Raw genomic sequence first — 22,545 nt, 5'->3', positions numbered from 1 at the left:
ACTTCAAAACCGCCGGACCCTCCTGCCAGGAGGGTGAAGATGTGTGGTTCGCCACGTCATCCCACATTCCCCACGGTGAGGCTTGACCATGGCAACTCGACGTGGCGGATCGTGGATGCGACTGCGGGGGCTCGTTCGGAAAGAGTTTTTGCAGGTCTGGCGAGATCCCAGTTCCCTGGCGATCGCGTTTGTGCTGCCGGTGATCTTGTTGCTGATGTTTGGCTACGGCGTTTCGCTGGATGCAGAACATGTGCCGATCGCGTTGGTGATTGAGCGAACGACGCCGGACACGACCAGCTTCTGCGCCGAGTTGGAGCACTCTCTGTACTTCAGCCCGGTTTATCTCCATGGGATGCCCGCGGCGCGGCAAGCGATGATGGAACGCCGTGTCGACGCGATCTTGCATCTGCGTGAAGACTTTTCTTCGAAGTTGCGACGGCCTGGCGGGGCCACCATGCAACTGGCGGTCAACGGTGTCGATGCGAACACCGCTCGAATCGTTGAGGGGTATGTCACCGCCGTGCACGGCAAATGGCTGGAACACCGCGTGACGTCGCAAGGGGCAACGTTGGTGGAACCGGTCGCGTTGCAGCAACGGATTTGGTTCAACGCCAATGTCCGCAGCCGAAACTACCTCGTCCCCGGTGTCATCGCTCTGGTGATGACGCTGATCGGTTCCTTGCTGACCGCGATGTTGATGGCCAGAGAATGGGAACGCGGCACGATGGAAGCCATGATGGTGACGCCGGTCTCCATGCTGGAAGTGCTGCTCGGAAAGATTCTGCCGTACTTCGTGCTCGGGATGGGCGGGCTGACGCTCTCGGTCGCGATGGGAGTGTGGCTGTTCGACGTGCCGCTGCGTGGTTCCCTGTGGGTTTTGCTGATGACTTCCACGCTGTTCTTGTTGACCGCTCTCGGTATGGGACTGTTCATTTCGACGGTGACGCGAGTCCAGTTTGTGGCGGGGCAAGTCGCGATCCTGACCACGTTTTTGCCCGCCTTCATTTTGTCGGGGTTCATCTTTGACATTGGCAGCATGCCTTGGCCGATCCAGTGGCTGACGCACCTGATCCCAGCCCGCTACTACGTCACTCTTTTGAAGACGACCTTTCTGGCTGGCGACGTTTGGAGCGTCATCCTGCCCAATTCGGCCGCGCTGGCAATCATGGCAATCGTCTTTCTCGGTCTGACGGTCAAGCTCTCTCCCAAGCGACTCCACTAGCAGGCTTGCCCATGTTCCACCTGATCGCATTGATTCAAAAGGAGTTCCTGGCTCTGCTGAAGGATCCCCGCAGTCGGTTCGTGATCATCGCCCCACCGATCATTCAGTTGTTGGTGTTCGGGTATGCGGCAACGTTCGATGTGACCGACGTGCCACTGGCGGTTTACAACGAGAGTTCCGGGGAGGCATCACGCGAATTGGTGGCCCGATTTGAAGGTTCCGGCAACTTTCGGCGAGTGGCCACGATCACGGAAGATCGCCAGATCGCTCCGTTGGTCGATAGCCGCCAAGCGTTGGTGGTGTTGCACATCGGACGCACCTTCAGTCGCGACATTCACCGAGATGGCCAGGGCACCATCCAAATCATTCTCGACGGGCGTGATTCCAACACGGCCCTGATCACGCTGGGGTACGCTCGGCAGATCGTCCAGCGGTTCAACGCGGCTTGGGCGACTGAGCACGGATTCAGCGGCGCACCCGCCAAACTGGAAGTGCGCTCGTGGTACAACCCGAATCTACAAAGTCGCTGGTTCATTGTGCCGGGCATCGTGGGGTTGTTGACGCTGGTTGTCACGTTGCTGGTCACCGCCCTCTCGGTGGCACGCGAGCGAGAGCAAGGCACGTTCGACCAGTTGTTGGTCACGCCCTATCGCCCCTGGGAAATTCTGGTTGGCAAAGCGACACCGGGATTCATCATCGGCATCGCCGAAGCCACCGTGATCATCGTGGCAACCATCCTGTGGTTCGAAGTTCCCTTTCACGGCAGCCTGTTGACGCTCTACTGCGGCGTCGTGCTGTTTGTGCTGGCCGTGATCGGCATCGGCCTGATGATCTCCTCGCTGGCTGTGACCCAACAACAAGCCTTGCTGGGCGCGTTCTTGTTTCTTGTTCCTGCGATCATCCTCTCGGGATTCTCAACCCCGATTGCGAACATGCCACCGTTGGTGCAAACGTTGACCTACCTCGACCCGCTGCGTTACTTCATGGTGGTGGTGCGGGGCACGTTCCTCGAAGGCACTCCATTCCATTTGTTGATCGATCAGTTCTGGCCGATGGCCCTGATCGCGGCCGTCACGCTGACCTCCGCCGGATGGCTGTTTCGTCGGCGGATGAATTAAGCTTTGTCAACTTGCCATGGTCCAATCACCGTTTTCAATCGCCCTCACTCTCCTTCGGTTGTTGAGGTCGTGCCGTTGATCGATGCTGTGTGTCAGCGGATTTCCGGACGGTCCACCTCTTCACAGCTCTATTCGAGCGAGCTTGTCAAAGAGCACACGCAACAGTTCCGCTTTGCGATCCGAATTGGATGACAACCGATTGCGAACTTGGTCCAACGTCATCCATTCAAACGCCGACACCTCCGCCGGGTTGCAGGTGATCGGCGTGTCTTCGGCGACCTTGCAGAGCGATCCGTAGTAAGCCTTGCCCTGCATCGGCCGAATCGAAAACTCCACATCGCGGCTGCCTTGTCGTTCCGGGATCGCCTTTCGCCCCAGCCAAACGGAGCGACGAAAATGCATTTGTTTCCGGCTGATCCCCAGTTCAACGTCCAAGCACTGCGACGTGGCTCGTTCCACCGAACCATTGGGTTCAATCCCTTCTTGCGGTGGCATCCAAGCCTCGCGACTGGCGGCCGGCTGGACGAACAAGAACGCCTCCCGCTCGAGCGATTGGATCAAGCAAATCACAACCGGCCGATAGCCCAGCAATCGTTCGCGAGTCGGTCGGTCATATGCCAGCTTCCCGGCCACCTTGATCCAGTCCAGCATCAGCGTCTGCAAGCCTTTGGTTTCCTCTCCCGAGTGGAGAGTGGGAGAGAGTTAAGGTGAGGGGGCATCACAACCATTTTCAGTCCACTGAAACTTATCCGCTGACAGTGTTGGTTCGCCATCCCACTGATACGCGACCAGTTTGCCTCCTTTGGCGACGCTGTAATCCGTGCAGGCCACATTCCCGGCCAGTGGCAATGGCGTGCCCGTCAGCCAGTAGTGTCCCACAAACACGGGTGGGGCTTCCGCTGGGTAGCCCGTCATGCCTGTTAGCAGCACAGGGTCAATCGCCAGATCCGGCACGTCATCGGACCCAAAGTGATAGTCCCGGTAAGTTCTCCCGTTCGGCGGTTCGTACCACTTCACCCGCACCGTGTCCCGCGAGTGACCAGCCTTGTCCACGATCTTGTGCCCGGCCGGCAGTTTCAGTTCCGGTCCCTTCAACACCTCCTCGATCGCCGCATGCAGTTCGCTGCCCGGCCGCTCTGATTCGGCCAGGAACTCTGGGGTGAAACGCCCCCGTGATTGCAGAGCCCGGTCGATCACCGAGATTGGCTGGTCCCGCCAAGCCGCATGGACCACTCGGAACCCATCCCGTTCCAATGTCACGGGAAGCGTTTGAAACCAAGCGATCGCATCCTTCAATTCGCCGGGCGATAACTGGTCCAACGTCGCCTGATGTTGCTTCCGGTTTTGGTCGGAGTGTTCGCGAAACCACTGGTTGGGTTTGTTGGGCAACGAGGTATGAAACGCGATCGCGTTGTACTCATGATTGCCCATCACGGCGAACGCATCGCCCGCGTCCACCATTGCCCGGGCGATCGTGATTACCTCAGCGATCTCCGGTCCTCGATCGACGAAGTCCCCCAGAAAAACAACCTTTCGATCCGGATGTCGAAACCCAAGCCCAGCCCGTTCGTATCCCATCGAAATCAACAGTCGCTTCAACTCCGTGGCATGCCCGTGAATGTCACCAATGAGGTCGACGGGATTCATCATGACGCGTGGTTCTCCGATCATCCGAGGGTGGTGTGCACAATGCCCAGTGTGCCACACCCACCGCAACCACGCCAATGCCACAATCCGCGGCCACGTCGTGGCTGGTGCCCGCTCGGGCAACACGTCGCCACGTCGCGTCCTCCCTCAGTCCCAACGGGACGACAGGCTGTAGCCACGAGCGTCAGCTCGTGGACCCAAGGACCCCCACCCACCGCGCCAAGCCCCAACGGGGCGACAGGATGGTACGACCTGCCGTCCCTTCGGGACTCTGCCATCTCGCTTCGCCCAATATCCATTGGCTCGCGCCAATGGCGACAACCTGTCGCCACGTCGTGGCTGGGCCGGCGAACAGATCACGCGATGATTTCGCGTTCGAAAACATACCGTGGGTCGTATTCGATGCGGTGCCGCTTCAAGATCGAGAGGAACTCGTCTTCGAACGTTTTCTTGCGATGATGGTCCGCCTGATTCGCGATGTAGTCGGCGACGGCTGGGGCTTGAGATTCACTGACGGAAAACGCGGCGTACCCGGATTGCCATTCAAATTTTCGGTGGACGTCCGATCGCTCGTTGATCCATTTCGACGAATTCGATTTGATCGTGCGCAACACGTCCGAGATGGCGATGGTGGGGCTCAATTTCGCGAGCATGTGAATGTGATCGTCGACGCCGCCAATCCTCAGCAACGTCCCTTTCTGGTCCCGGACAATCCCGCCCATGTACCCATGCAGTTCATCCTGCCATTCGGACCGAATCGCAGGCTTGCGATACTTCGTGCTGTAGATCAGATGGAACAACAGATTCGTGAACGTCGACATGACCAACCTTCTTGTCTGACAGGGGGATCCACGGGCTGAGGCCGATGCCTCCATCCTATCGCCACGTCGTGGCTGGTGCGCGCTCGCTCGTGCAACACGTCGCCACGGCGCGTCCTTCCTCAGTCCCAACGGGACGACAGGTTGTAGCCACGAGCGTCAGCTCGTGGACCCAAGGCCCCCACGCACCGCGCCAAGTCCCAACGGGACGACAGGATGGCACGACCTGCCGTCCCTTCGGGACTTCGCCATATCGCTTGTCGCGATATCCATTGGCTCACGCCAATGGCTACATCCTGTCGCCACTTCGTGGCTGGTGCTCGCACGTCCAGTCCCAACGGGACGACAGGATGTAGCCACGAGCGTCAGCTCGTGGACCCAAGGCCCCCACGCACCGCGCCAAGTCCCAACGGGACGACAGGATGGTACGACCTGCCGTCCCTTCGGGACTTCGCCATATCGCTTGTCGCGATATCCATTGGCTCACGCCAATGGCTACATCCTGTCACCACTTCGTGGCTGGTGCGCGCTCGGGCAACCGGTCGCCACTTCGTGGCTGGTGCTTGCACGCCCAGTCCCAACGGGACAACACGATGAAACGCTCCTCCGCGAGAATTTGGTTTGAGAGCCACTTGGGGCGTTTGTCTGGGATAGACTGGTGGGCTTTCGATGCTTGGCGTTTGACTGGCCTGCAGGGGACGATCGCGACCTGTTCCTTCGCCTGCCGCTGTTCTCGGAAGCGTCCTCCCGCCAAACCCTCTCCCTCGATTGAACCCACATGAACCATCCCCATCGATTGATCGCACTCCTGTGCTGCGTGCTCGGTTGCTCCGTCGCTGGCAACGCTGCCAAGGCTCAGGACATCACCCACAGCTTCCTTGCTTGCGGTCAAAAGACCTACCTGATGGGCGCCGACGGCAAGGCAAGTTGGACGTACCCATCCGCTTCACGCGATGGTTATGTGCTCGACGATGGCACGATCATTTTGACGTTGAACAAATCCAAACGTCACCGAGGTGGGGCAGTCGTCCGCATCGCTCCTGACGGGAAAGAAACCCTGATCTGGAAAGGCACCCAGAGCGAGGTCAACAGCGCTCATCCAACCGAGGATGGCACGTTTGTGATCACGGAAGCAGGCGACCAGCCCCGGTTGCTGGAACTCAGCTCCACCGGCGAAGTGATTTTGGAGTTCCCGCTGGCCTGCCAGAAGAAGAACCATCACATGCAGACTCGGATGGCTCGCAAGCTTTCCGATGGAACCTACCTGGTGCCTCACCTCTTGGACTTCGCCGTCTTTCACTACGACGACAAGGGCAAGCTTCTCGGCAAACTGGACACGACCGTGCCTGGCGATTCCGAGCACAAGATTCACTCGTGGCCTTTCACCGCGATCCGTCACGGTGACGGCAAAACCCTGGTCTGCTGCACGAACGGGAACCGAGTCGTTGACTTCGACGCCAGTGGCAAAGTCATCTGGACGTTGACCAACGAAGACCTTCCCGGTGCATGGTTGCAGGACCCCTGCGGGGCCCAAGTCTTACCCAATGGGAACGTCGTCATCACCAGCTACGCGGGCGGCCGAGCCGACGTGGACGCACCCAAACTCATGGAAGTGACACGAGACAAACAAGTCGTGTGGACCTACCGCGACGGCCAAAAGGTCGGCGTCCACCACTTCCAGCTTCTCACCACCAACGGGGAAAAAATCGCCGGCCCCATCCTCAAATGAGTGAGGTTTGCCAATGAAACGTTGACCGTAGAGATCACACCTCTCAAGGACATGAAGATGATTTCAAGAAGCATGTTTGTTCGTTTGTTTCTGTTGAGCGGTATCCTCATGGCCGCAACTGGATCGGCGGTTTCCTCGGACAGCACCTCCACATCAACACTGGGACAAGAACCACCTGCGGGCGCCGTCGTGCTGTTCGACGGTTCGGGGTTTGATGCCTGGAAACCGTTCTCTTGGCAATGGATCAATCCCAAAGACGATCAACAGGAAGTGCAATGGAAAATGGTGGACAGCGATGCGATGGAAATCGCGTTTGAATTGGATGGCAAGCGACGCAAGCAGTTTCTTTGCACGAAGCAAACGTTCGGCGACTATCGATTGCACCTGGAGTTTCAATTGCCCGAGAAAGGCAGCGGGAACAGCGGAATCTTCTTCGGCCCGTTGTACGAGCTGCAAGTCCTCCACAGCGCCGACAAAGAACGCCCCGGCCTGGGTGACTGCGGCGCGATCTATCAAATCCGGGCCCCTGACGTGAACGCTGCACTCGGCCCCGGCGAGTGGCAAACGGTGGACCTGGAATACCAAGCCGCCGAGATCGGCAAGAACGGCTTCATGACGGAAAACGGTGCCGCGCGTGTCACCGTGCGGCTCAATGGAAAGTTGATTCACGATGACTTCAAATTGTCGCTGCGTCGCAACAAGTACGCCGCTTTCCCCGAGGAACCAACCTCGCCGATCGTGCTGCAGGAACATGGTTCCAAAGTGAAATTCCGAAACATCTGGCTGGTCGAAAAAACAGACACGAAGACGAAGTGACGATCATCTTTGACCTCAGGGGGACTGCCTGGGCTGATAAAAATGTTGGCAGGATGGTAAGTGTGCGAACCGAATGCAACTCATTGAAAAAGTTAAATTGACAATTGAAAAATGCAAATTGATGCGATTTCATCCTCGCATTCCGGCATTCCGGCATTCCGGCATTTTACAATTGTCAATTTGCACTTTAACTTTTTCAATAGCGACAAACGCCGTATCAATACCATTCGTCGGAAACCGCCCAAACCGCCTGGTTGATTTCATCTTCATCAGTCCAGGGACTGCCTGTGGCTGACTACCACGGGTGATCGCCTCTGACTAGCATTGGGGCATGCATGAAATAACGAATTGGATTGGGAACGCCAGCTGGTTGGCGGCGCGAACGCTTGGGGTGTTGCTGCTAGCGTGTGCCGTTTCGAACGCGGCGGAATCGTCGGCCGCTGACATCCAGTACATCGTTCTGGAAGGCGGTGGGCCGGACCAAGGCCCCGGTCGAGATGTCGAGGCCAATGTTCGCTCGATGGCACGTCGATTCGACCCGATGCCAGCCTCCTCGAAACGGATGGTGGCTTATGGTGTCCAGCAACTTCGCATCCTTTCACGCTCCTCCGATGTGATTCGAAAAGACGTTGAACAGGCACTGGATCTTGCGGAACGCACCGGCATCCCCGTCTTCTTGCATCTCGATTCCTGTTATGGATGGGGAGCAGACGACACGTTGCCAGCAGGGGACCAGCCCGCCGCTCTCTTTTGGCAACATCCTGAGATGCGCGAGTGGGATCGTTTTCCGGTGGGCGACGAGCTACCCGATCGCATCCCGCGTCCTTGGTTCAACTGGGGGCCATGGTGCTCACCCGCTCCGGCGATTCCCGCTTTCGGTTCACCAGCGTTGGCAGACTTCGCTTCATCGCAACTGGACGAAGGCGTGCTTTCGCCGTTGGTCGCTCGGTTGAAACGATGGCGAAGCGAGAACCGAGAGCATCTTTTCGCCGGCATCAATGTTGCTTGGGAAGCCCATCTCCCTGACTTCAGCGATCCACTCTTGCAGCATCTGATCGATCGCGAAAACGGCGTGGTGCGAGCGGAGGCCCCGCGTTCTGCCAAGGGCATTGAAATGGACCGCTCGTTCCTCGGCAAGCAGCTTGGGAACGCGTCCTTGCACTGGCGCGGCTGGGACGAAGAACGCTTGGTGAAGGCTGCGAAGCAAGAAGGGATTTCGAGGGACGAGAAATTTCGTCAACTGTGTTACCTGGCGATTCACGATTACATGGAAACATTGGCTCGGACATGCCATGAACGAGGCCTGCCTTCCGATCGTGTCTACACGCACATCGTCGCGTTGGCGACCGTCAAACCCGCCAGCACAACGCGTCCGCCAATCTGGACCGCCGTGAATCCCTACTCAACCCCTGGGTTCACGATGGACAACCAAGGCGGAGCCAAATTCAACCTGCAAAAACTCATCCAACAAATCCGCCAAGCCAGCCAAACGGAACCCGTCCGATTCGGCGTGGTCGAGTCTTACTTTCGTCTTGGTGATCGCATCTACTTTGACGACGCCGATCAATGCCGCCGTGAGCTGGAAGAACTGTTCGCAGCGGGTGCCAACCTGCAAGCCTTCTACGGTGGCTTCCCACTGACCCACCGAACACCCGAAGCGGCTCTTCAGGCAATTGAAACCTGGTTGGTGTCGGAGTAGATCACGTGTGCCTGTTGCCAGCATTTCGTAGTGGATGAGGCAACGAATCCATTCCTCTGTTGAGGTCGCGCCGTTCTTTGAGCCCGCTTTTAGGCGGGGGGCTTATGCGTTGCATGGACAGCATTTCACCCTCCCAAAGGAAAGTGAAATAAAACTGCACGACCTCCTGGGCGGGCAGGATTCGCAAGAAGTGACAAGCAAGGTGTTTGAAAGCCGCACTACCCGCTTCGGAAGGGCATCTGCTTCAACCACCCTGTCAAGTCCCCCTCGTGGTCTGTCACAGCTAAAAGTTAGGGTTGATCGTAGTGGACGAGGCCACGAGTCCTTGGATTCGACGCCAGTTCAGGACTCGTGGCCTCGTCCACTACCCTAAAAACAAGTCCTGACAGACCCCCAGGCCTTGCATCCGCACTGGCGGTTCTTTTCTATACCGGTACGAGGAGCATCCGAATCGGACCGCCGTTTACCTCCGCCGGTTGGAAAGAGTTTTCCCGAGCTTCGGCTGCATCACGTCATCAATCCTCTTGCGACACCACCGTGGGGGAATCCGGTGCCTAGTGCTGACTCGATCGCGATGATTCGCCTCATCCGATTGACGCGAGTGAGTGATGAAGCCCTGCTCGCCGTTGGTTACTCTAGAAGCACAACCTGCCATTCTTTCTCTTGATCTCACTGAAATCACGATATGAAAACGCTGCTGACTATTCTGGGGCTGCTGATCGGGGCTGGCCAGATCCATGCCGAAGAAGTGATCTGCCGATACTGTGCCGAGGCTCACGCACAAGCTCGTTTGCCGCTGGGGCTCACGCTGACGGGGCGGTACCAATACGCACCGGTCCGACAAGTCGACGTGCTGCATATCAAACTGGATGTGACGCCGGATTGGGAAGCCAAAACGGTCTCGGGGACCAGCTCGATCACAGCGAAACCGATCGCCAAACCTGTCTCCGTGTTGCGGTTGGATGCGATCGACCTGCAGATCAAAGAAGTTCGATGTGACGGCGGCACGGTGGCTGACTTTGTTTCCACACGCGATAGCCTGCAGATCGCTTTTGAAACGCCGTTGCCGGTTGGCAAAGAGTTTCGCGTTGAGATCGATTACTCCGCCCAGCCCAATGCGGGGCTTTATTTCCGGACCGCTGACATGGGCTATCCGGAGTCGGACGCTCACATTTGGACCCAGGGGGAAGCCCACGAAGCCCGGCATTGGTTCCCGTGTTTTGATTACCCCAACGAGCGATCGTCAACGGAAATCATCTGCCACGTTCCAGCCGACATGACCGTGCTCAGCAATGGCAAACGGATGGGCGAACAAATCGATGCGTCGGGGTTGAAGGCGGTTCGATGGCTGCAAGAGAAACCGCATGTCAACTACCTCATGTGCTTGGTCGCCGGGCATCTGACCAAGTTTGAAAAACAACATCGCAATGTCCCCTTGGGTTTCTACACCCAACCCACTTTGGCCGAACACGCCCCGAACAGTTTCGTGGACACCCCTGACATCATGGCGTTCTTTGAAGAAGAGATCGGCATGCCTTTCCCTTGGGTCAAATACGATCAAGTGACCATCGCGGACTTCACCGCGGGAGGCATGGAAAACACGACGATGACGACGCTGACCGACGGCACCATCTTTTCCAAGGCGACGGAAAACATCCGGTCGACACGTTCCCTCGACGCACACGAAATGGCCCACCAGTGGTTTGGCGATTACGTGACGTGCAAGGATTGGAGCCATCTGTGGTTGAACGAAGGCTTCGCAACCTACTACACGCACCTCTACGAAGGCCACAAGTTCGGTCGTGACGCGATGTTGTATCGCTTGCACAACGATGCGACCGGTCGGATCTTGACGAACGACAAGGACACCAAGCCGATTGTCTACAAGGAATACACCGACCCGATGCAGCAGTTTGATTACCGGGCCTACCCCAAGGGTGCTTGGGTGCTGCACATGTTGCGGAGCCAGCTCGGCGAAGACCTGTATCGTCAGTGCATCCGCACCTACTTGGAAAAGCATGGGCTGACCAGCGTCGTGTCGGATGATCTTCGGCAAGTCATCGAGGAACAATCCGGTCGCCCGATGGATCGATTTTTCGACCAGTGGATCTATCACCCTCGACACCCCGACCTGAAAATCACCTATCGCTGGACGCCCCAGCAGAAACTGGCGAAAGTCACGATTCGTCAAACCCAGCCGATCAGCGACGATGTGTTGCTGTACCAATTCCCGACCAAGCTGCGGTTCGTGGTTGGCGACCAAGTCATCGACCATGAAATTCTGGTTCAGGAAGAGGAGGAAGACTTCTACGTCGCCTTGCCTGCCCAGCCATCGATCGTTCGCTTTGATCCGGAGTACACCGTGCTCGCGGAGGTGGAGTTCGACAAATCCAATGAATTGATCGCCGCGCAGGTCGAACGCGAAGACGACATGATGGGACGTTTGCTGGCTGTCGCTTCCCTGGCCAAGCGGAAGACCAAGGCCTCGGTCGAACTGCTGTCGAAGCGGCTGAACGAAGACGCGTTCTTTGGAGTTCGCATCGCGGCTGCGAAAGCGTTGGCCGACCATGAATCGGACGAAGCCTACGAGGTTCTCCGAGCAAGCTGGAAAGATCAAAGCGATGCTCGCGTTCGCTCGGAAGTGGTCGGTGCCATGCTGCGGCCCTTTGAACCCGGCACGCTGGAAACCGCGATGTTGGTTTTGGAAACAGAAACCAACCCGGCGATCCAAGCCTCTGCGGTCGCAGCCCTCGCAAAGTTCCATGGCGAAACGACCCAAGCGAAGTTGGTCGAGCTACTGAACGTCGAGTCGTTCCAAGACGAATTGGCGTTGGCCGCCATCAGTGCAATGGGCCGCCAGAACGATCCGTATTACGCGGCTCCGCTGCTGGAAATGATGCAGGCACGTGGTGGCGACATGAATTCACGCGGGATGTCTCGCGCCGTCAGCACCCTGGCGAAACTCAGCAAGGGCACTGAAATGGAAGCGGAGTGCTTTGACTACCTCGTGTCGCAACTGGACCATCCCAAGACCACGGTTCAAGCCGCCATGATCGGAGCGTTGGGATCGCTAGGGGATCGACGTGCCAGTGCGATCTTGGATTCCTACGCTGGTTCGTCCAATGACCGCATCAAACAGTCTGCCGATCGAGCGATCAAGAGCCTGAATGAGACAGCGCCCGCCGCCCCGGCCGAGGTCGTCGAATTGCGAAAGTCACTCGCCGAACTCCGCAAGGAGACCGAAAAGATGCGAGACGAGTTCGAAGCGTTCCGAAAACAGGAAGCGGCTGATTCGGAGGGCCTCAACGACGCACCCTCGAACAAGGACGACGCGAACAAGGAATGAAGCCGAGAAAGCGCAGGTCCCCTCTCCCACATGCTTCATTGGGGCGAGGGCGAGGGTGAGGGGGCATCACAACGATTTCCTTCGGCTCACGCCGACGGCTACAACCTGTCGCCACTTCGTGGCTATCTCAGTCCCAACGGGACGGCAGGTTGTCGCCACGGGCGCGAGCCCGTGGATTCGAAATCGCGAGCAACACCAAAGCCCTGAAAGGGTGACAGGAGGCGTCGCTCTTGTCCCCTCTCCCACATGCTTCATGGGGGAGAGGGCGAGGGTCAGGGGGCATCACAACGATTTCCTTCGGCTCACGCCGACGGCTACAACCTGTCGCCACTTCGTGGCTATCTCAGTCCCAACGGGACGGCAGGTTGTCGCCACGGGCGCGAGCCCGTGGATTCGAAATCGCGAGCAGCACCAAAGCCCTGAAAGGGTGACAGGAGGCGTTGCTCTTGTCCCCTCTCCCACATGCTTCATGGGGGAGAGGGTTAGGGTGAGGGGGCATCACACTTTCAGCTGACCACTCTGACCACGGCGAGTTTCAACAGTTCCTTGAGCTGCGCCGGGTCCTTCGTGGAGACCTTGGCGACAAAGCCTCGCTTGTGCGCAAAGCGAACGTCTTCGTGCGATTCAATTTGCGAAAAATCCAAGCGTTGACTGTCGTTGTAACGCGACAGTCCGTACCCATCGCCTCGCCGATCCGGGGAGACCGTTGCCTGGATCTCATTTTCCTTTCCTTCGCTCTCGATGAACGCGTATATTCCAAACGAAGGGTCCTCTGAAATCGCGTCCCTTTGTTCCAAGAACAAGGCTTGGATCGGCTCCTCATCGGTTTCAATCGTCCAGTACTGAACGTGCTCCTTCAAGTAGTCCAGCCGTTCACGCAATGTCCGCAAGTAGTTGACAATGTCCTCCCCCACCATGCACATGACTTGGTAGACAGGACTTTCTGAATCAAGTTCCGTGTGGCTCGCAAATCGATTCAGCAGCGTCATGTCGAGCGGCGAATTGAGCGATCCCAACGCCGCACGCGGAATCTCCATCAACTTGGCTGTTTCGTTGGGCCCCAACGTGTCCAGCCATTCCGCTGGACGAAGCCAAGCACAAAAGGACAGGGCGTCTTCGTAGAGCCCGATGTCCTGGAGCACCAGCGACAGGGCACAAAGTGGCGGGGCATCGCGGGGGAACTGGTGATGGTCAAAGTTCTTCTGTTGCGGATCATGCACCCCACCGACATCAACGACACAGACCGCTGGATTGGCCAAGTCTTCCTCGGTTGGATCGCGTCGCTGAATCGGAACCCCATGCAAATGCGCCAGCAGGCTGCAGGCAAGGAAATCGTCTTTGTGGGCTCCGCCCGCGTGAGTCACTATCAGCTGAATGGTCATGAAGTCAGGCGAATCAGATGGGGAAACGATTTTCAGATCCATAGAAACATACCCACAAAACGGATGCCTGGCACCTGATCGCCCAGAACCGCACTGGAACCCAACCGATTCGGCTGGCCCCCTGATTCGTGCGCGTCCGAATCGATCGGGGGTCGCCACGGTTCCGCTCGAAAGTCTGTTGCGACATTCCTGGCCGAGGAAGTTGCTGTCTTCCAGCTGAGGTGGACCCGACGAAAGTCGTCCGTGCCAGATCTCGATGACCGGGAATGCGATCCATCGATCGGGCTGTAACGCCTTCCCAAACGCGTCACGCCGATCGCGAAAAAGCGGAAGGAGCTGTACGCTTGGTTGGAACGGAACCGACCAACGGCACTACCGCAAGGTGCCAGCCACATTCAGAATTCCCTGCGTTTTGTCGATTCTGACCATCGCTTTCGATCAGAATGAAACGCAGCCATCGAAACCTTTCACGGACCAGGAACCGAAACATGCAAAAATCACTTCCGCTGCTGACGCTGGCATTCGCTTGGTGGTTCATTGGAGACGCGGCTGCGCAAGAGCAACCGGCGATGCCCAAACCGACGCAAGAGCACCAATGGCTGCAGCAATTTTCAGGCGTCTGGACGACCAAGTCGGAATCAAGCATGGGACCCGACCAACCGCCAGTTCAATCCGAAGGCAAAATGACATCCCGCATGCTCGGCGGTTTTTGGCTGACCAACACCATGGAAGGCGACTACGCGGGAACGCCAATGCATGGCATCCAAACAATCGGCTTCGATGAAACCAAACAGAAGTACGTGGGCACTTGGATCGACTCGGTCACCTCCATGATGTGGCACTATGAAGGTCAAGTCGACTCCACGGGCAAGATCTTGACGTTGGAAGCGGAGGGGCCCAATTTCATGTCGGATGGAACGGCAACCAAGTTTGAAGACATCTATGAGTTCAAATCCGAAAAGGAACTCTCTATCCAATCTCGAATGCTCGCCGAAGACGGAACGTGGGTCACGTTTGTGAGTGGCACCGCAACGCGAAGTGAATCCGAGTGATCAACGACTTGGTGACATGAGGTTGTTCAACCGAGACCGAATTGACCGCGAACGCCAGTGGGTCGGGTACTGCATCGCCGCGATTTTCGGCGGTGCGGCCGTCGGTCTGCTTGCCTGCGGGGGCCTTTGGGTCATGCTTGCGATGGAGTCCGGCGAATCTGCACCGGATGAGGCGGAGCGGTGGTTCAAAACCGTCGTTGATAGCGATCCTTCACCATTCACGGGCATCCAGCACTACACGCAGCAGGGCATCGATTTTTCTCACTTCTTTCGATTTCGTTTTTCAGACTTTGAAGACCTAACACCCATTGTCAAGTCTCACGGACTTTCACTGACACAACGTGACGAGCCAATGCGTTTGGAAGGAATCCCTTCTTGGTACGATTCGTCTGGAATACCCGCTGATGCACTGCGGTTTGGCCGCGGTGGTGCTGAGCCAATCCTGTTGATTGTTGATCCAAGTTCCAGGGTCGCCTACTTTGAACTCGCACATCTTTGACGGTCGTAGGAATGCGATAAATCATGTCATTCGCGGATGACGGGGGTTCCGGTTTTTTTCGGCATGCAACCTGTTTGATCGTCTCTGCCAACCACCACCGTTGTCCGATTGAAACTCATGGATCCTGAGCTGGACCCGCCGTGCACCCCGCCCCTCTCCACCGACAGCGTTGCCCCATCGCGATTCCGGCGTCTTGCAAGGTAGAGAACGATTCCGGTGGTCGTGTTCGGCTTGGGTGGGCGTTCGCCCCGGTTGTACGTGGGAGCGACAGCGTCTTAGCAAAACAGTTCCATGCCGAAAGACTCCTGCCGGCCTGCTTCGGATAAACTTGCTCCCACTGTTTGACACGCAATCCCCAGCCAAACCGAGCAACTCATGAGAAAGATCCATTCCGCCTGCCTCGCCTTCCTCGCGATGGTGATCGCAGCGAACGCCCTCTCCGCCGCCGCTGAATCTCCCAATGTGGTCATTGTCATTTCCGACGATCAGGGCTACGGCGACCTTGGCTGCACAGGAAATCCGATCATCAAGACTCCCAACATCGATCGTCTGGCGTCAGAAAGCTCCGGACTGAGCGACTACCATGTCGCGCCGACTTGTTCGCCCACCCGATGTTCGTTTCTGACCGGACACTGGACCAATCGCACTGGTGTCTGGCACACGATCATGGGCCGATCGATGCTGCGTGAGAACGAAGTCACCGTGGGGCAAATGTTCGCCGACTCTGGTTACGAAACGGGGATGTTTGGCAAGTGGCACCTGGGTGACAACTACCCGTATCGTCCCGAAGATCGTGGCTTCACCGAGGTCTATCGACACGGTGGAGGCGGGATCGGCCAAACACCCGACCTTTGGGACAACGCCTACTTTGACGGTTCCTATTTTCACAACGGTGAAATCGTTCCCGCGAAAGGCTTCTGCACGGACGTCTTTTTCGAGCAAGCCAATGGGTTTATCAGCAAGTGTGCGAAACAAGAGCTGCCGTTTCTTGCCTACATCTCGACCAACGCACCGCACAAACCGCTGCACTGCCCGCCAAAGTATCTGGAGATGTACGACGGGCAATCCGAGAACATCGCTGCTTTCTATGGGATGATTACCAACATCGATGACAACGTTGGCAAGACTCGGCAATTGCTCAAAGACCTCGGGGTGGAAGACAACACCATTTTTATTTTCACCACCGACAACGGAACCGCCAGCGGCGCGAAAGTCTACAACGCTGGCATGAAAGCTGGCAAAGGAAGTCCTTACGAAGGCGGGCACCGCGTCCCGTTCTTTGTGCATTGGCCGGATGGGGGCCTGACGAAACAACATGACGTCGCTGAATTGACGCACGCGGTGGATGTTGTCCCGACGCTGCTTGAGATGACGGGAGTGAAGAAGCCAGAGGGAGTGAAGTTCGATGGTGTTTCGCTTGCCGCTTTGCTTGACCCAACCAAGCAAGTGGAATGGCCCAAACGCTTTGTGATCAGCGATTCGCAGCGCGTCCGCGACCCGATCAAGTGGCGTGGTTCGTCGGTGATGACGGGCAAGTATCGTCTGGTCAATCGGAAGGAACTGTACAACGTTGCTTCCGACCCCGGACAGAAGCACAACATTGCCGACAAGCATCCAGAGATCGTCGCTGAGATGCGAGAGTTCTACGAACAATGGTGGGCCGAACTGAAACCGACCTTCGCACAAACAACCGAGATCTTTCTCGGGCACCCTGAACACCCGGTCGTGAGCTTGACTGCCCACGACTGGATCCAGGAGGTCTACCCTCCCTGGCATCAGGGATCGATCCGCGAGGCCGATCGCAAAACGCCCCAAGGAGACAAGCTGAAACACTTGGGGCACTGGGCCGTGAAAGTCGTCCAAGACGGGAAATATCAGGTGTCGCTTCGTCGCTGGCCGGCTGAATCTGGAGTCGCGATCAACGCCGCTCTTCCGGCTGGCGAAAATGTGCCCGGCCCAGCGCGAGCCTTTCGCAATGTGCCTGGCAACGCGATCGGCGCGACCCACGCGGTCCTCCGGATCGACGATCAAGATCTTGATCGTCAACCAGTGGCGGAAGACGCCGAAGAAGTCAGCTTTGTCACGGAACTCAAGCAGGGTTCGTACCGACTCGCCCCGATTTTCGAGATCGAAGAAGGTGAGCTGGGGGCCTACTACGTGGTCGTCAAGCATGTCGACTGAGTAGGTCGTCAGGATTGATCCGGCAGAACCATGCGAGCCGTTTGGGCGTTCGCCTGGACTGCGAAATGGTTGGTGTTGGCGCTGCCATTAGGGATGCAAGTTTTCTTCCGGCTTCTGTCTTTTTTTATCCCGGGTGGGATGTCAGACGGTAGCCGGTGGTCGCTGCAACGCAGCGCACCACCGGAAAACGAGCACACCCCCAAACACTCCGCATCCCGCCGTGGCACTCGGCCACGGCGGGATGCGGCATGGGATTCCCGTTGTGATCACAAACAGGTTCCGGCGCACTTGGGAGGTTGATTCAAAGGGGCGTTGATTCAACGGTGAAATGGTGGACCAGGAGCGTTCGCCGAGCTGCCGAACATCCTTTGTGTTCATGCCGACGACCGGAAGCATTTGAAAGGGGGCCGAACCCCTAGAAGCGAATCTGTTTGGCGTGAGTCAGTTGGGTTTGGTACAGTGAGGGATCCCCCGAAGTAGCCGCTGCTCCCTCCCCTAGCGACCATGCTCCCACATCGATTTGCCGCTCCATCCTTCGCAGAGCACTGGCCAGGATCCTGGTGTCTTGGCGTGATTGTGCTTTTGACGCTGAACCTTGTTGCGCAGCGGCCTGCCTGCTCGCAGGTTCTGTTGAACGAAAAAGCACGCGGTGAAAACGAAGTCGGTGCCATCGAACGAACTTCGGATGCAGGCAACACCAACCCTCGACCGAGCCTGCAACGCTATGAGAAATCGATCAAGCCTCTTATGGAGCAGGCGTGTTTTGATTGCCACAGTGGGGACAGCGTCGAAGGCAACTTTCGAGCGGACCAACTTGACCCCGACTTGGTCGACGGCGAAGACATCGCTTGGTGGCTGGAGGTGTACTCCGCGCTCAGCAAGGGGGAGATGCCGCCACCGGAATCCAGTGAACTCACCGACTCGCAGCGAACGCTAATGGTGGATTGGCTTTCCACTGAGATTCAAACGGCCGAACAACTGCGTCGGGCCAGCGGCAACCACTCTTCGTTTCGACGGCTGACACGTTACGAGTACAACCACGCACTTCAAGACTTGCTGGGTGTGCCCTGGACATTCGCGGGCGATCTCCCGGCGGAAGCCAGTGAGGACGACGCCTTTGAAAACAATGCCGAGTCGCTGCACATGTCTGTCAAGCAGGTGGAGACCTATCACCAGCTTGCTCTGGAGGCCTTGCGTCGAGTCACGGTCCGAGGGGATCGACCGCCAGAGATCCATTGGGCGATCCCGATGAAGGAAGCCTTTGAAAGAGAAACGAAGCGACTGGACCGCGATGTCGAATCGATCAAGAAGAAGTTCGAGGACATGCCAGACAAATTGGCCGAGCAGATCGAACGTCTGAATGAGAAGTTCCAGTCTCCTGCGGACAGGTCACATTACCTGGATCTTTCGACAGGACTGAGAGCCGAGGTCAAATGGAGCTACCGCAAAGCAATTTATGCGTTCAAGCACAGCGACACCTACAGGCCGATGCCAGAGCCTGGTTCCCATTTCGCGGTTGTGCAGCCAGGGAGCCGCCAAGCACTCACCGTTGAACTTGGTGACCGGTTGCCCGACGAAGGGACGATGCGTGTTCGTATTCGAGCGTCGCGCGCCGAGGATGCAGGCCAGCGAGTTCCAAGCTTACAGCTCCACTTCGGCTTTCAAGCGACCGACCAAGGGCGATCGATCAAGCGGTTGAGTCAACAGGATGTTTCAATCAAAGCTCCCTTCGGGGAACCGGAAATCTACCAATGGGATATTCCCCTCAGTGAGATTGAGCACCGCAACACCTATCGCGGCGAGTTTAAACTCGGGGCTCAACCGAACCCGTCGGAATACATTCGGTTCACGAACAGCACCGTCAGGCAGGACGGACGGGAGACAGGGAGCGACGCGATTCTGATCGACCACGTGGAAATTGTCGCACCCGTTTACGATGAGTGGCCACCTCGGTCCCATCGCAGCGTGTTCATTGAAAGCGAGAATTCGCACGACGAATCCACCTACGCGCGAGAGATCATTTCAGATTTCATGTCGCGTGCCTGGCGGCGAACACCCACCACGCGTGACATCGATCGCAAGCTGCACTTGTTCCAACGCTTGCGGTCCAGCAGCGACGATTTTCAGGAAGCAATCGTGGAGGTTCTCGCAACGATCCTCACCTCGCCAAAGTTCCTGTATGTGCTACCTGGTGAACAGGATGCATCGCAAGATCCGCAGACGGATCAACTGTCTCAAAACGAAGTGGCGACTCGCCTATCGCTCTTTTTTTGGTGTAGCCTGCCCGACGAAACGTTGCTGCAACTCGCTTCGGCAGGCCAGCTCACTGATCACGACGTTCTGCGTCGGCAGGCCGAACGAATGTTGGCCGATCCACGAGCCGCACGTTTTGCCAAGCACTTCGTCGGGCAGTGGCTGAGAATGCAGCCGCTGGAATACCTGAACCCCACCCGAGGTGACGATGGTCTGGATCTGGCACTGTTGGAATCGATGAAGCGGGAACCCATCGAGCTGTTTGCTGACATGCTCCGTCGAGACTCAAGCGTGCTGGATTTGATCGACTCGGATTACCTGGTCGTCAACGAGCGTCTTGGCAAGCACTATGGAATCCCCGGAATCGAAGGCAATCATTTCTGTCGCGTGAACTTGCCCGCTGGACGAAATCGCGGCGGCCTGCTGACCCAGGCCGGTTTGCTCACGATGAATTCCGATGGCGAAGATTCCCACCCCGTGAAGCGTGGCGTTTGGCTGTTGACGAATCTTCTCAATGACCCGCCACCGCCTCCTCCGCCAGCCGTTCCGGAGATCGATCTCACCGATCCCAAAATCGCAAAGATGACTCTGAAAGAACGGATTGAAGACCATCGCAATCAAGCCGCGTGCATGTCGTGTCATCAAAAAATTGATCCGTGGGGAATCGCCTTTGAGAACTACGACGCCCTGGGACGCTGGCGTGATCAAATCAACGGGAAGGTCGTTGATGCCACAAGCGACCTACCCAACGAGGATCGCCTCGATGGGATGCAGGGGCTTAAACAACACCTCCTTCAGAAACGCCAAGATCAATTTGTTAAGGCAACGGTTGAGAAAATGGCGTCGTTCGCTTTGGGCCGACAACTGGATTTTGGCGACCGGGCTGAAATCAGGCAAATTGCCGGGCGAGTGCGTGAATCCGGTGATGGGCTCAAAACGATGGTGATGTGTTTGGTGACGAGCGAGCTTTTCCAAACCAAATAGTCAAGCGTTACAATGATGATGGGCATTGGATCCTGCGAAGGGTTCACTGCGTTCCGTTTCGATTCGTCGAGGGAGTACGACAGATGACATTGAATCTCAATCAACTTGATCGTCGCCGGTTCCTTCGAGGATCCGGGACCGCGTTGGCACTCCCGCTGTTGAGTTCCAGCATGCCTCGTTTGGCAGCGAACTCAGACGGCAAGACGAATCCCAAACGCCTCGCCTGCATCTATTTCCCCGACGGTGTCCCGATGCCGCTGCGGGAAGACCCCGCTTACCAAGACTGGTCGTGGTTTCCGCATGGCGGAGGAACGGAGTTCACTTTCACCAAGTGCACCGACGTCTTCGAGCCGCTGCGTGACGACCTGACCGTGCTCTCAGGGTTTTCACACCCGGAAGCCCGCAAGGTTCATGGTCATCGCAATGCCGATCAATTCCTCACTGCCGCGAAGATTCGCCGCGAGGGAGCGTACCAGAACTCCATTTCTCTGGATCAGGTTTACGCCGAGTACATCGGAGACCAAACGCGTTTTTCATCCCTTGTGATGTCGACCGATGGTGGAATCGGAACGCCGCGAGCTGCTCAGACTCTTTCATTCAGTCGGACTGGTCGAGCGATTCCCGCGGAGCAAAGCCCGAAACGCATCTTTGACATGCTATTCGTCAAAAGCAACGCTGACGCGGCTCGCCGGTTGGCGAAGAATGAAAGTGCTTTGGATGAAATGCTGGAAGACGCAAGCGATCTGCGTGGAATGCTGTCGTCCAATGACAAGCTTCGCTTTGACGAGTACCTGGACTCGGTACGTGAAGCAGAGATTCGCGTTCGGAAAGCAAAGGAGTGGGTCAATCGACCACTGCCCACCGTTGACCGCGCAAAAATCGAAGCGGATATCTCGCCTGATTCGCCGAGAATGTACGTGCAGACCATGTTGGACATGATCTATCTCGCCTTCAAAACCGATTCGACTCGCGTCGCGACCTATCAGATCGGACGTGAGAACGGCGCGGGGGTCAGCGATCGATTGGCGCGGGCGGTTGGGTTCAATCTCGCACACAAGTTGACACACGACACGAAGAACCCCGGTGGCTGGAAAAACCTGGGGAAGTACTGCCGATTCCTCAATGAAGAGTTTGCCCGGTTCACAACCCGACTGAAAGAAACTCCCGAACCAGCCGGCACCGGATCCATGCTTGACAACTCGTTGCTCTTGTTCGGGTCCGCGTCGAGCGCCTTTCACCTGTCACGCAATTACCCGCTGGTCCTCGCCGGAGGTCGCAACCTGGGGTTCCAACACGGGCGGTATCTGAACTATGCCGGAGCCGATCCGATCAGCGGTGCTTGGCGAGGCGGCCCCGAGCCGTACACGAAAGAAATCAAGCAAGAAGACCAACCGCTAACACGCGTCTTTGTCACGATGTTGCAGCAACTGGGAATGGAAACCGATCGCTTCGCAGGAGCCACCGGCAACTTCCCAGAATTGCTCGCGTGATTCGGCCCAAGCAACTCGGCAGAAACGATCAATCACAACCCTGTGAGCCGTTTGGGCGTTAGCCCCGGTTGTCCGTCAGGACAGTGGCGTTTGCCAAAACAGATCCAATACCGAATGGCTACTGCCGACCCGACAAAGCAGCTCGCCAAGAACGATCGAGCACAACCATGTGAGCCGTTTTGGCGTTAGCCTGGACCGCGACAAGTTTGGTTTTGTGGAGCGTTTTCGTGGACAGTTTCTTGCCTGTTACCTCTCCCCCGACGAAGTTGGGGGAGAGGTCGGAGCGAGCGTTCAGCGAGATCCGGGTGA

At 57.2% G+C, this 22,545-nt stretch carries 16 protein-coding genes; 11 read left to right on the top strand and 5 right to left on the bottom strand.

The genetic code is table 11. The features are described from left to right. Positions 1 to 88: 88 nt before the first annotated feature. Both RISK_RS04540 and RISK_RS04535 read left to right on the top strand, forming a co-directional pair. Positions 89 to 1,222, top strand: a complete 1,134-nt coding sequence (locus RISK_RS04540; protein WP_047813085.1) for an ABC transporter permease — start codon at positions 89 to 91, stop codon at positions 1,220 to 1,222. An 11-nt stretch (positions 1,223 to 1,233) separates the two neighbouring features. Beyond that, positions 1,234 to 2,340, top strand: coding sequence for an ABC transporter permease (locus RISK_RS04535; protein ID WP_047813084.1), 1,107 nt, complete (start codon positions 1,234 to 1,236; stop codon positions 2,338 to 2,340). A gap of 120 nt (positions 2,341 to 2,460) precedes the next feature. Here the strand turns inward: RISK_RS04535 and RISK_RS04530 are convergent, their stop codons facing one another. From RISK_RS04530 to tnpA, 3 genes are all read right to left on the bottom strand, one after another. Further along, positions 2,461 to 2,991, bottom strand: a complete 531-nt coding sequence (locus RISK_RS04530; RefSeq protein ID WP_047813083.1) for an NUDIX domain-containing protein — start codon at positions 2,989 to 2,991, stop codon at positions 2,461 to 2,463. 51 nt (positions 2,992 to 3,042) lie between these two features. Continuing rightward, positions 3,043 to 3,990, bottom strand: a complete 948-nt coding sequence (locus RISK_RS04525) for a metallophosphoesterase (protein WP_047813148.1) — start codon at positions 3,988 to 3,990, stop codon at positions 3,043 to 3,045. A 353-nt stretch (positions 3,991 to 4,343) separates the two neighbouring features. Further along, a complete protein-coding gene (gene tnpA, locus RISK_RS04520; protein ID WP_047813082.1) occupies positions 4,344 to 4,808 on the bottom strand; it encodes an IS200/IS605 family transposase in 465 nt (154 codons plus the stop codon). Positions 4,809 to 5,583: 775 nt separating this feature from the next. Here tnpA and RISK_RS04510 point away from each other — a divergent pair. The 4 genes from RISK_RS04510 to RISK_RS04495 all read left to right on the top strand — a co-directional run bounded on the left by RISK_RS04510 (position 5,584) and on the right by RISK_RS04495 (position 12,395). Continuing rightward, positions 5,584 to 6,534, top strand: a complete 951-nt coding sequence (locus RISK_RS04510; protein ID WP_173442612.1) for a beta-propeller domain-containing protein — start codon at positions 5,584 to 5,586, stop codon at positions 6,532 to 6,534. Positions 6,535 to 6,585: 51 nt separating this feature from the next. Then, positions 6,586 to 7,350 carry a 3-keto-disaccharide hydrolase gene (locus RISK_RS04505; RefSeq protein WP_047813146.1) on the top strand — a complete coding sequence of 255 codons (765 nt, stop codon included), beginning with the start codon at positions 6,586 to 6,588 and terminating at the stop codon, positions 7,348 to 7,350. A gap of 331 nt (positions 7,351 to 7,681) precedes the next feature. Further along, on the top strand, positions 7,682 to 9,049 hold the full coding sequence (locus tag RISK_RS04500) for a hypothetical protein (RefSeq protein ID WP_236696017.1): 1,368 nt from the start codon (positions 7,682 to 7,684) through the stop codon (positions 9,047 to 9,049). A gap of 685 nt (positions 9,050 to 9,734) precedes the next feature. Beyond that, positions 9,735 to 12,395, top strand: coding sequence for a M1 family aminopeptidase (locus RISK_RS04495; RefSeq protein WP_047813080.1), 2,661 nt, complete (start codon positions 9,735 to 9,737; stop codon positions 12,393 to 12,395). A gap of 506 nt (positions 12,396 to 12,901) precedes the next feature. On the opposite strand, the gene RISK_RS04490 is transcribed toward RISK_RS04495, so the two are convergent. Further along, a complete protein-coding gene (locus RISK_RS04490) occupies positions 12,902 to 13,819 on the bottom strand; it encodes an MYG1 family protein (RefSeq protein WP_047813079.1) in 918 nt (305 codons plus the stop codon). A gap of 446 nt (positions 13,820 to 14,265) precedes the next feature. Between RISK_RS04490 and RISK_RS04480 the strand changes: the two genes are divergently transcribed. From RISK_RS04480 to RISK_RS04455, 5 genes are all read left to right on the top strand, one after another. Next, positions 14,266 to 14,829, top strand: a complete 564-nt coding sequence (locus tag RISK_RS04480; protein ID WP_047813077.1) for a DUF1579 domain-containing protein — start codon at positions 14,266 to 14,268, stop codon at positions 14,827 to 14,829. Beyond that, on the top strand, positions 14,816 to 15,328 hold the full coding sequence (locus tag RISK_RS04475; protein WP_053061060.1) for a hypothetical protein: 513 nt from the start codon (positions 14,816 to 14,818) through the stop codon (positions 15,326 to 15,328). Before RISK_RS04480 ends, RISK_RS04475 begins: the two co-directional genes overlap by 14 nt. 375 nt (positions 15,329 to 15,703) lie before the next feature. Beyond that, positions 15,704 to 17,509, top strand: coding sequence for an arylsulfatase (locus RISK_RS04470; RefSeq protein ID WP_083434774.1), 1,806 nt, complete (start codon positions 15,704 to 15,706; stop codon positions 17,507 to 17,509). Positions 17,510 to 18,139: 630 nt separating this feature from the next. Beyond that, the gene (locus RISK_RS04460; RefSeq protein ID WP_236696016.1) at positions 18,140 to 20,746 is read left to right on the top strand and encodes a DUF1592 domain-containing protein; all 2,607 of its coding nucleotides are present in this window, start codon (positions 18,140 to 18,142) and stop codon (positions 20,744 to 20,746) included. Positions 20,747 to 20,829: 83 nt separating this feature from the next. Next, the gene (locus RISK_RS04455; protein WP_047813074.1) at positions 20,830 to 22,236 is read left to right on the top strand and encodes a DUF1552 domain-containing protein; all 1,407 of its coding nucleotides are present in this window, start codon (positions 20,830 to 20,832) and stop codon (positions 22,234 to 22,236) included. A 118-nt stretch (positions 22,237 to 22,354) separates the two neighbouring features. Here RISK_RS04455 and RISK_RS32905 read toward each other — a convergent pair. Next, positions 22,355 to 22,545, bottom strand: a 191-nt coding sequence (locus RISK_RS32905; RefSeq protein WP_047813073.1) for a hypothetical protein, incomplete at its 5' end; no start/stop codon positions are given.

The organism is Rhodopirellula islandica, from assembly GCF_001027925.1.
Taxonomy (GTDB): Bacteria; Planctomycetota; Planctomycetia; order Pirellulales; family Pirellulaceae; genus Rhodopirellula; species Rhodopirellula islandica.
The sequence above is the reverse complement of the archived record's forward strand: the minus strand, read 5'-3'. Positions and strand labels throughout refer to the sequence as shown.

Coding starts and splice junctions, on each gene's coding strand:
- RISK_RS04540 (WP_047813085.1), top strand. CDS start 89: ATGGCAACTCGACGTGGCGGATCGTGGATGCGACTGCGGGGGCTCGTT.
- RISK_RS04495 (WP_047813080.1), top strand. CDS start 9,735: ATGAAAACGCTGCTGACTATTCTGGGGCTGCTGATCGGGGCTGGCCAG.
- RISK_RS04530 (WP_047813083.1), bottom strand. CDS start 2,991: ATGCTGGACTGGATCAAGGTGGCCGGGAAGCTGGCATATGACCGACCG.
- RISK_RS04470 (WP_083434774.1), top strand. CDS start 15,704: ATGAGAAAGATCCATTCCGCCTGCCTCGCCTTCCTCGCGATGGTGATC.
- RISK_RS04510 (WP_173442612.1), top strand. CDS start 5,584: ATGAACCATCCCCATCGATTGATCGCACTCCTGTGCTGCGTGCTCGGT.
- RISK_RS04505 (WP_047813146.1), top strand. CDS start 6,586: ATGAAGATGATTTCAAGAAGCATGTTTGTTCGTTTGTTTCTGTTGAGC.
- RISK_RS04480 (WP_047813077.1), top strand. CDS start 14,266: ATGCAAAAATCACTTCCGCTGCTGACGCTGGCATTCGCTTGGTGGTTC.
- RISK_RS04525 (WP_047813148.1), bottom strand. CDS start 3,990: ATGATGAATCCCGTCGACCTCATTGGTGACATTCACGGGCATGCCACG.
- tnpA (WP_047813082.1), bottom strand. CDS start 4,808: ATGTCGACGTTCACGAATCTGTTGTTCCATCTGATCTACAGCACGAAG.
- RISK_RS04500 (WP_236696017.1), top strand. CDS start 7,682: ATGCATGAAATAACGAATTGGATTGGGAACGCCAGCTGGTTGGCGGCG.
- RISK_RS04490 (WP_047813079.1), bottom strand. CDS start 13,819: ATGGATCTGAAAATCGTTTCCCCATCTGATTCGCCTGACTTCATGACC.
- RISK_RS04535 (WP_047813084.1), top strand. CDS start 1,234: ATGTTCCACCTGATCGCATTGATTCAAAAGGAGTTCCTGGCTCTGCTG.
- RISK_RS04455 (WP_047813074.1), top strand. CDS start 20,830: ATGACATTGAATCTCAATCAACTTGATCGTCGCCGGTTCCTTCGAGGA.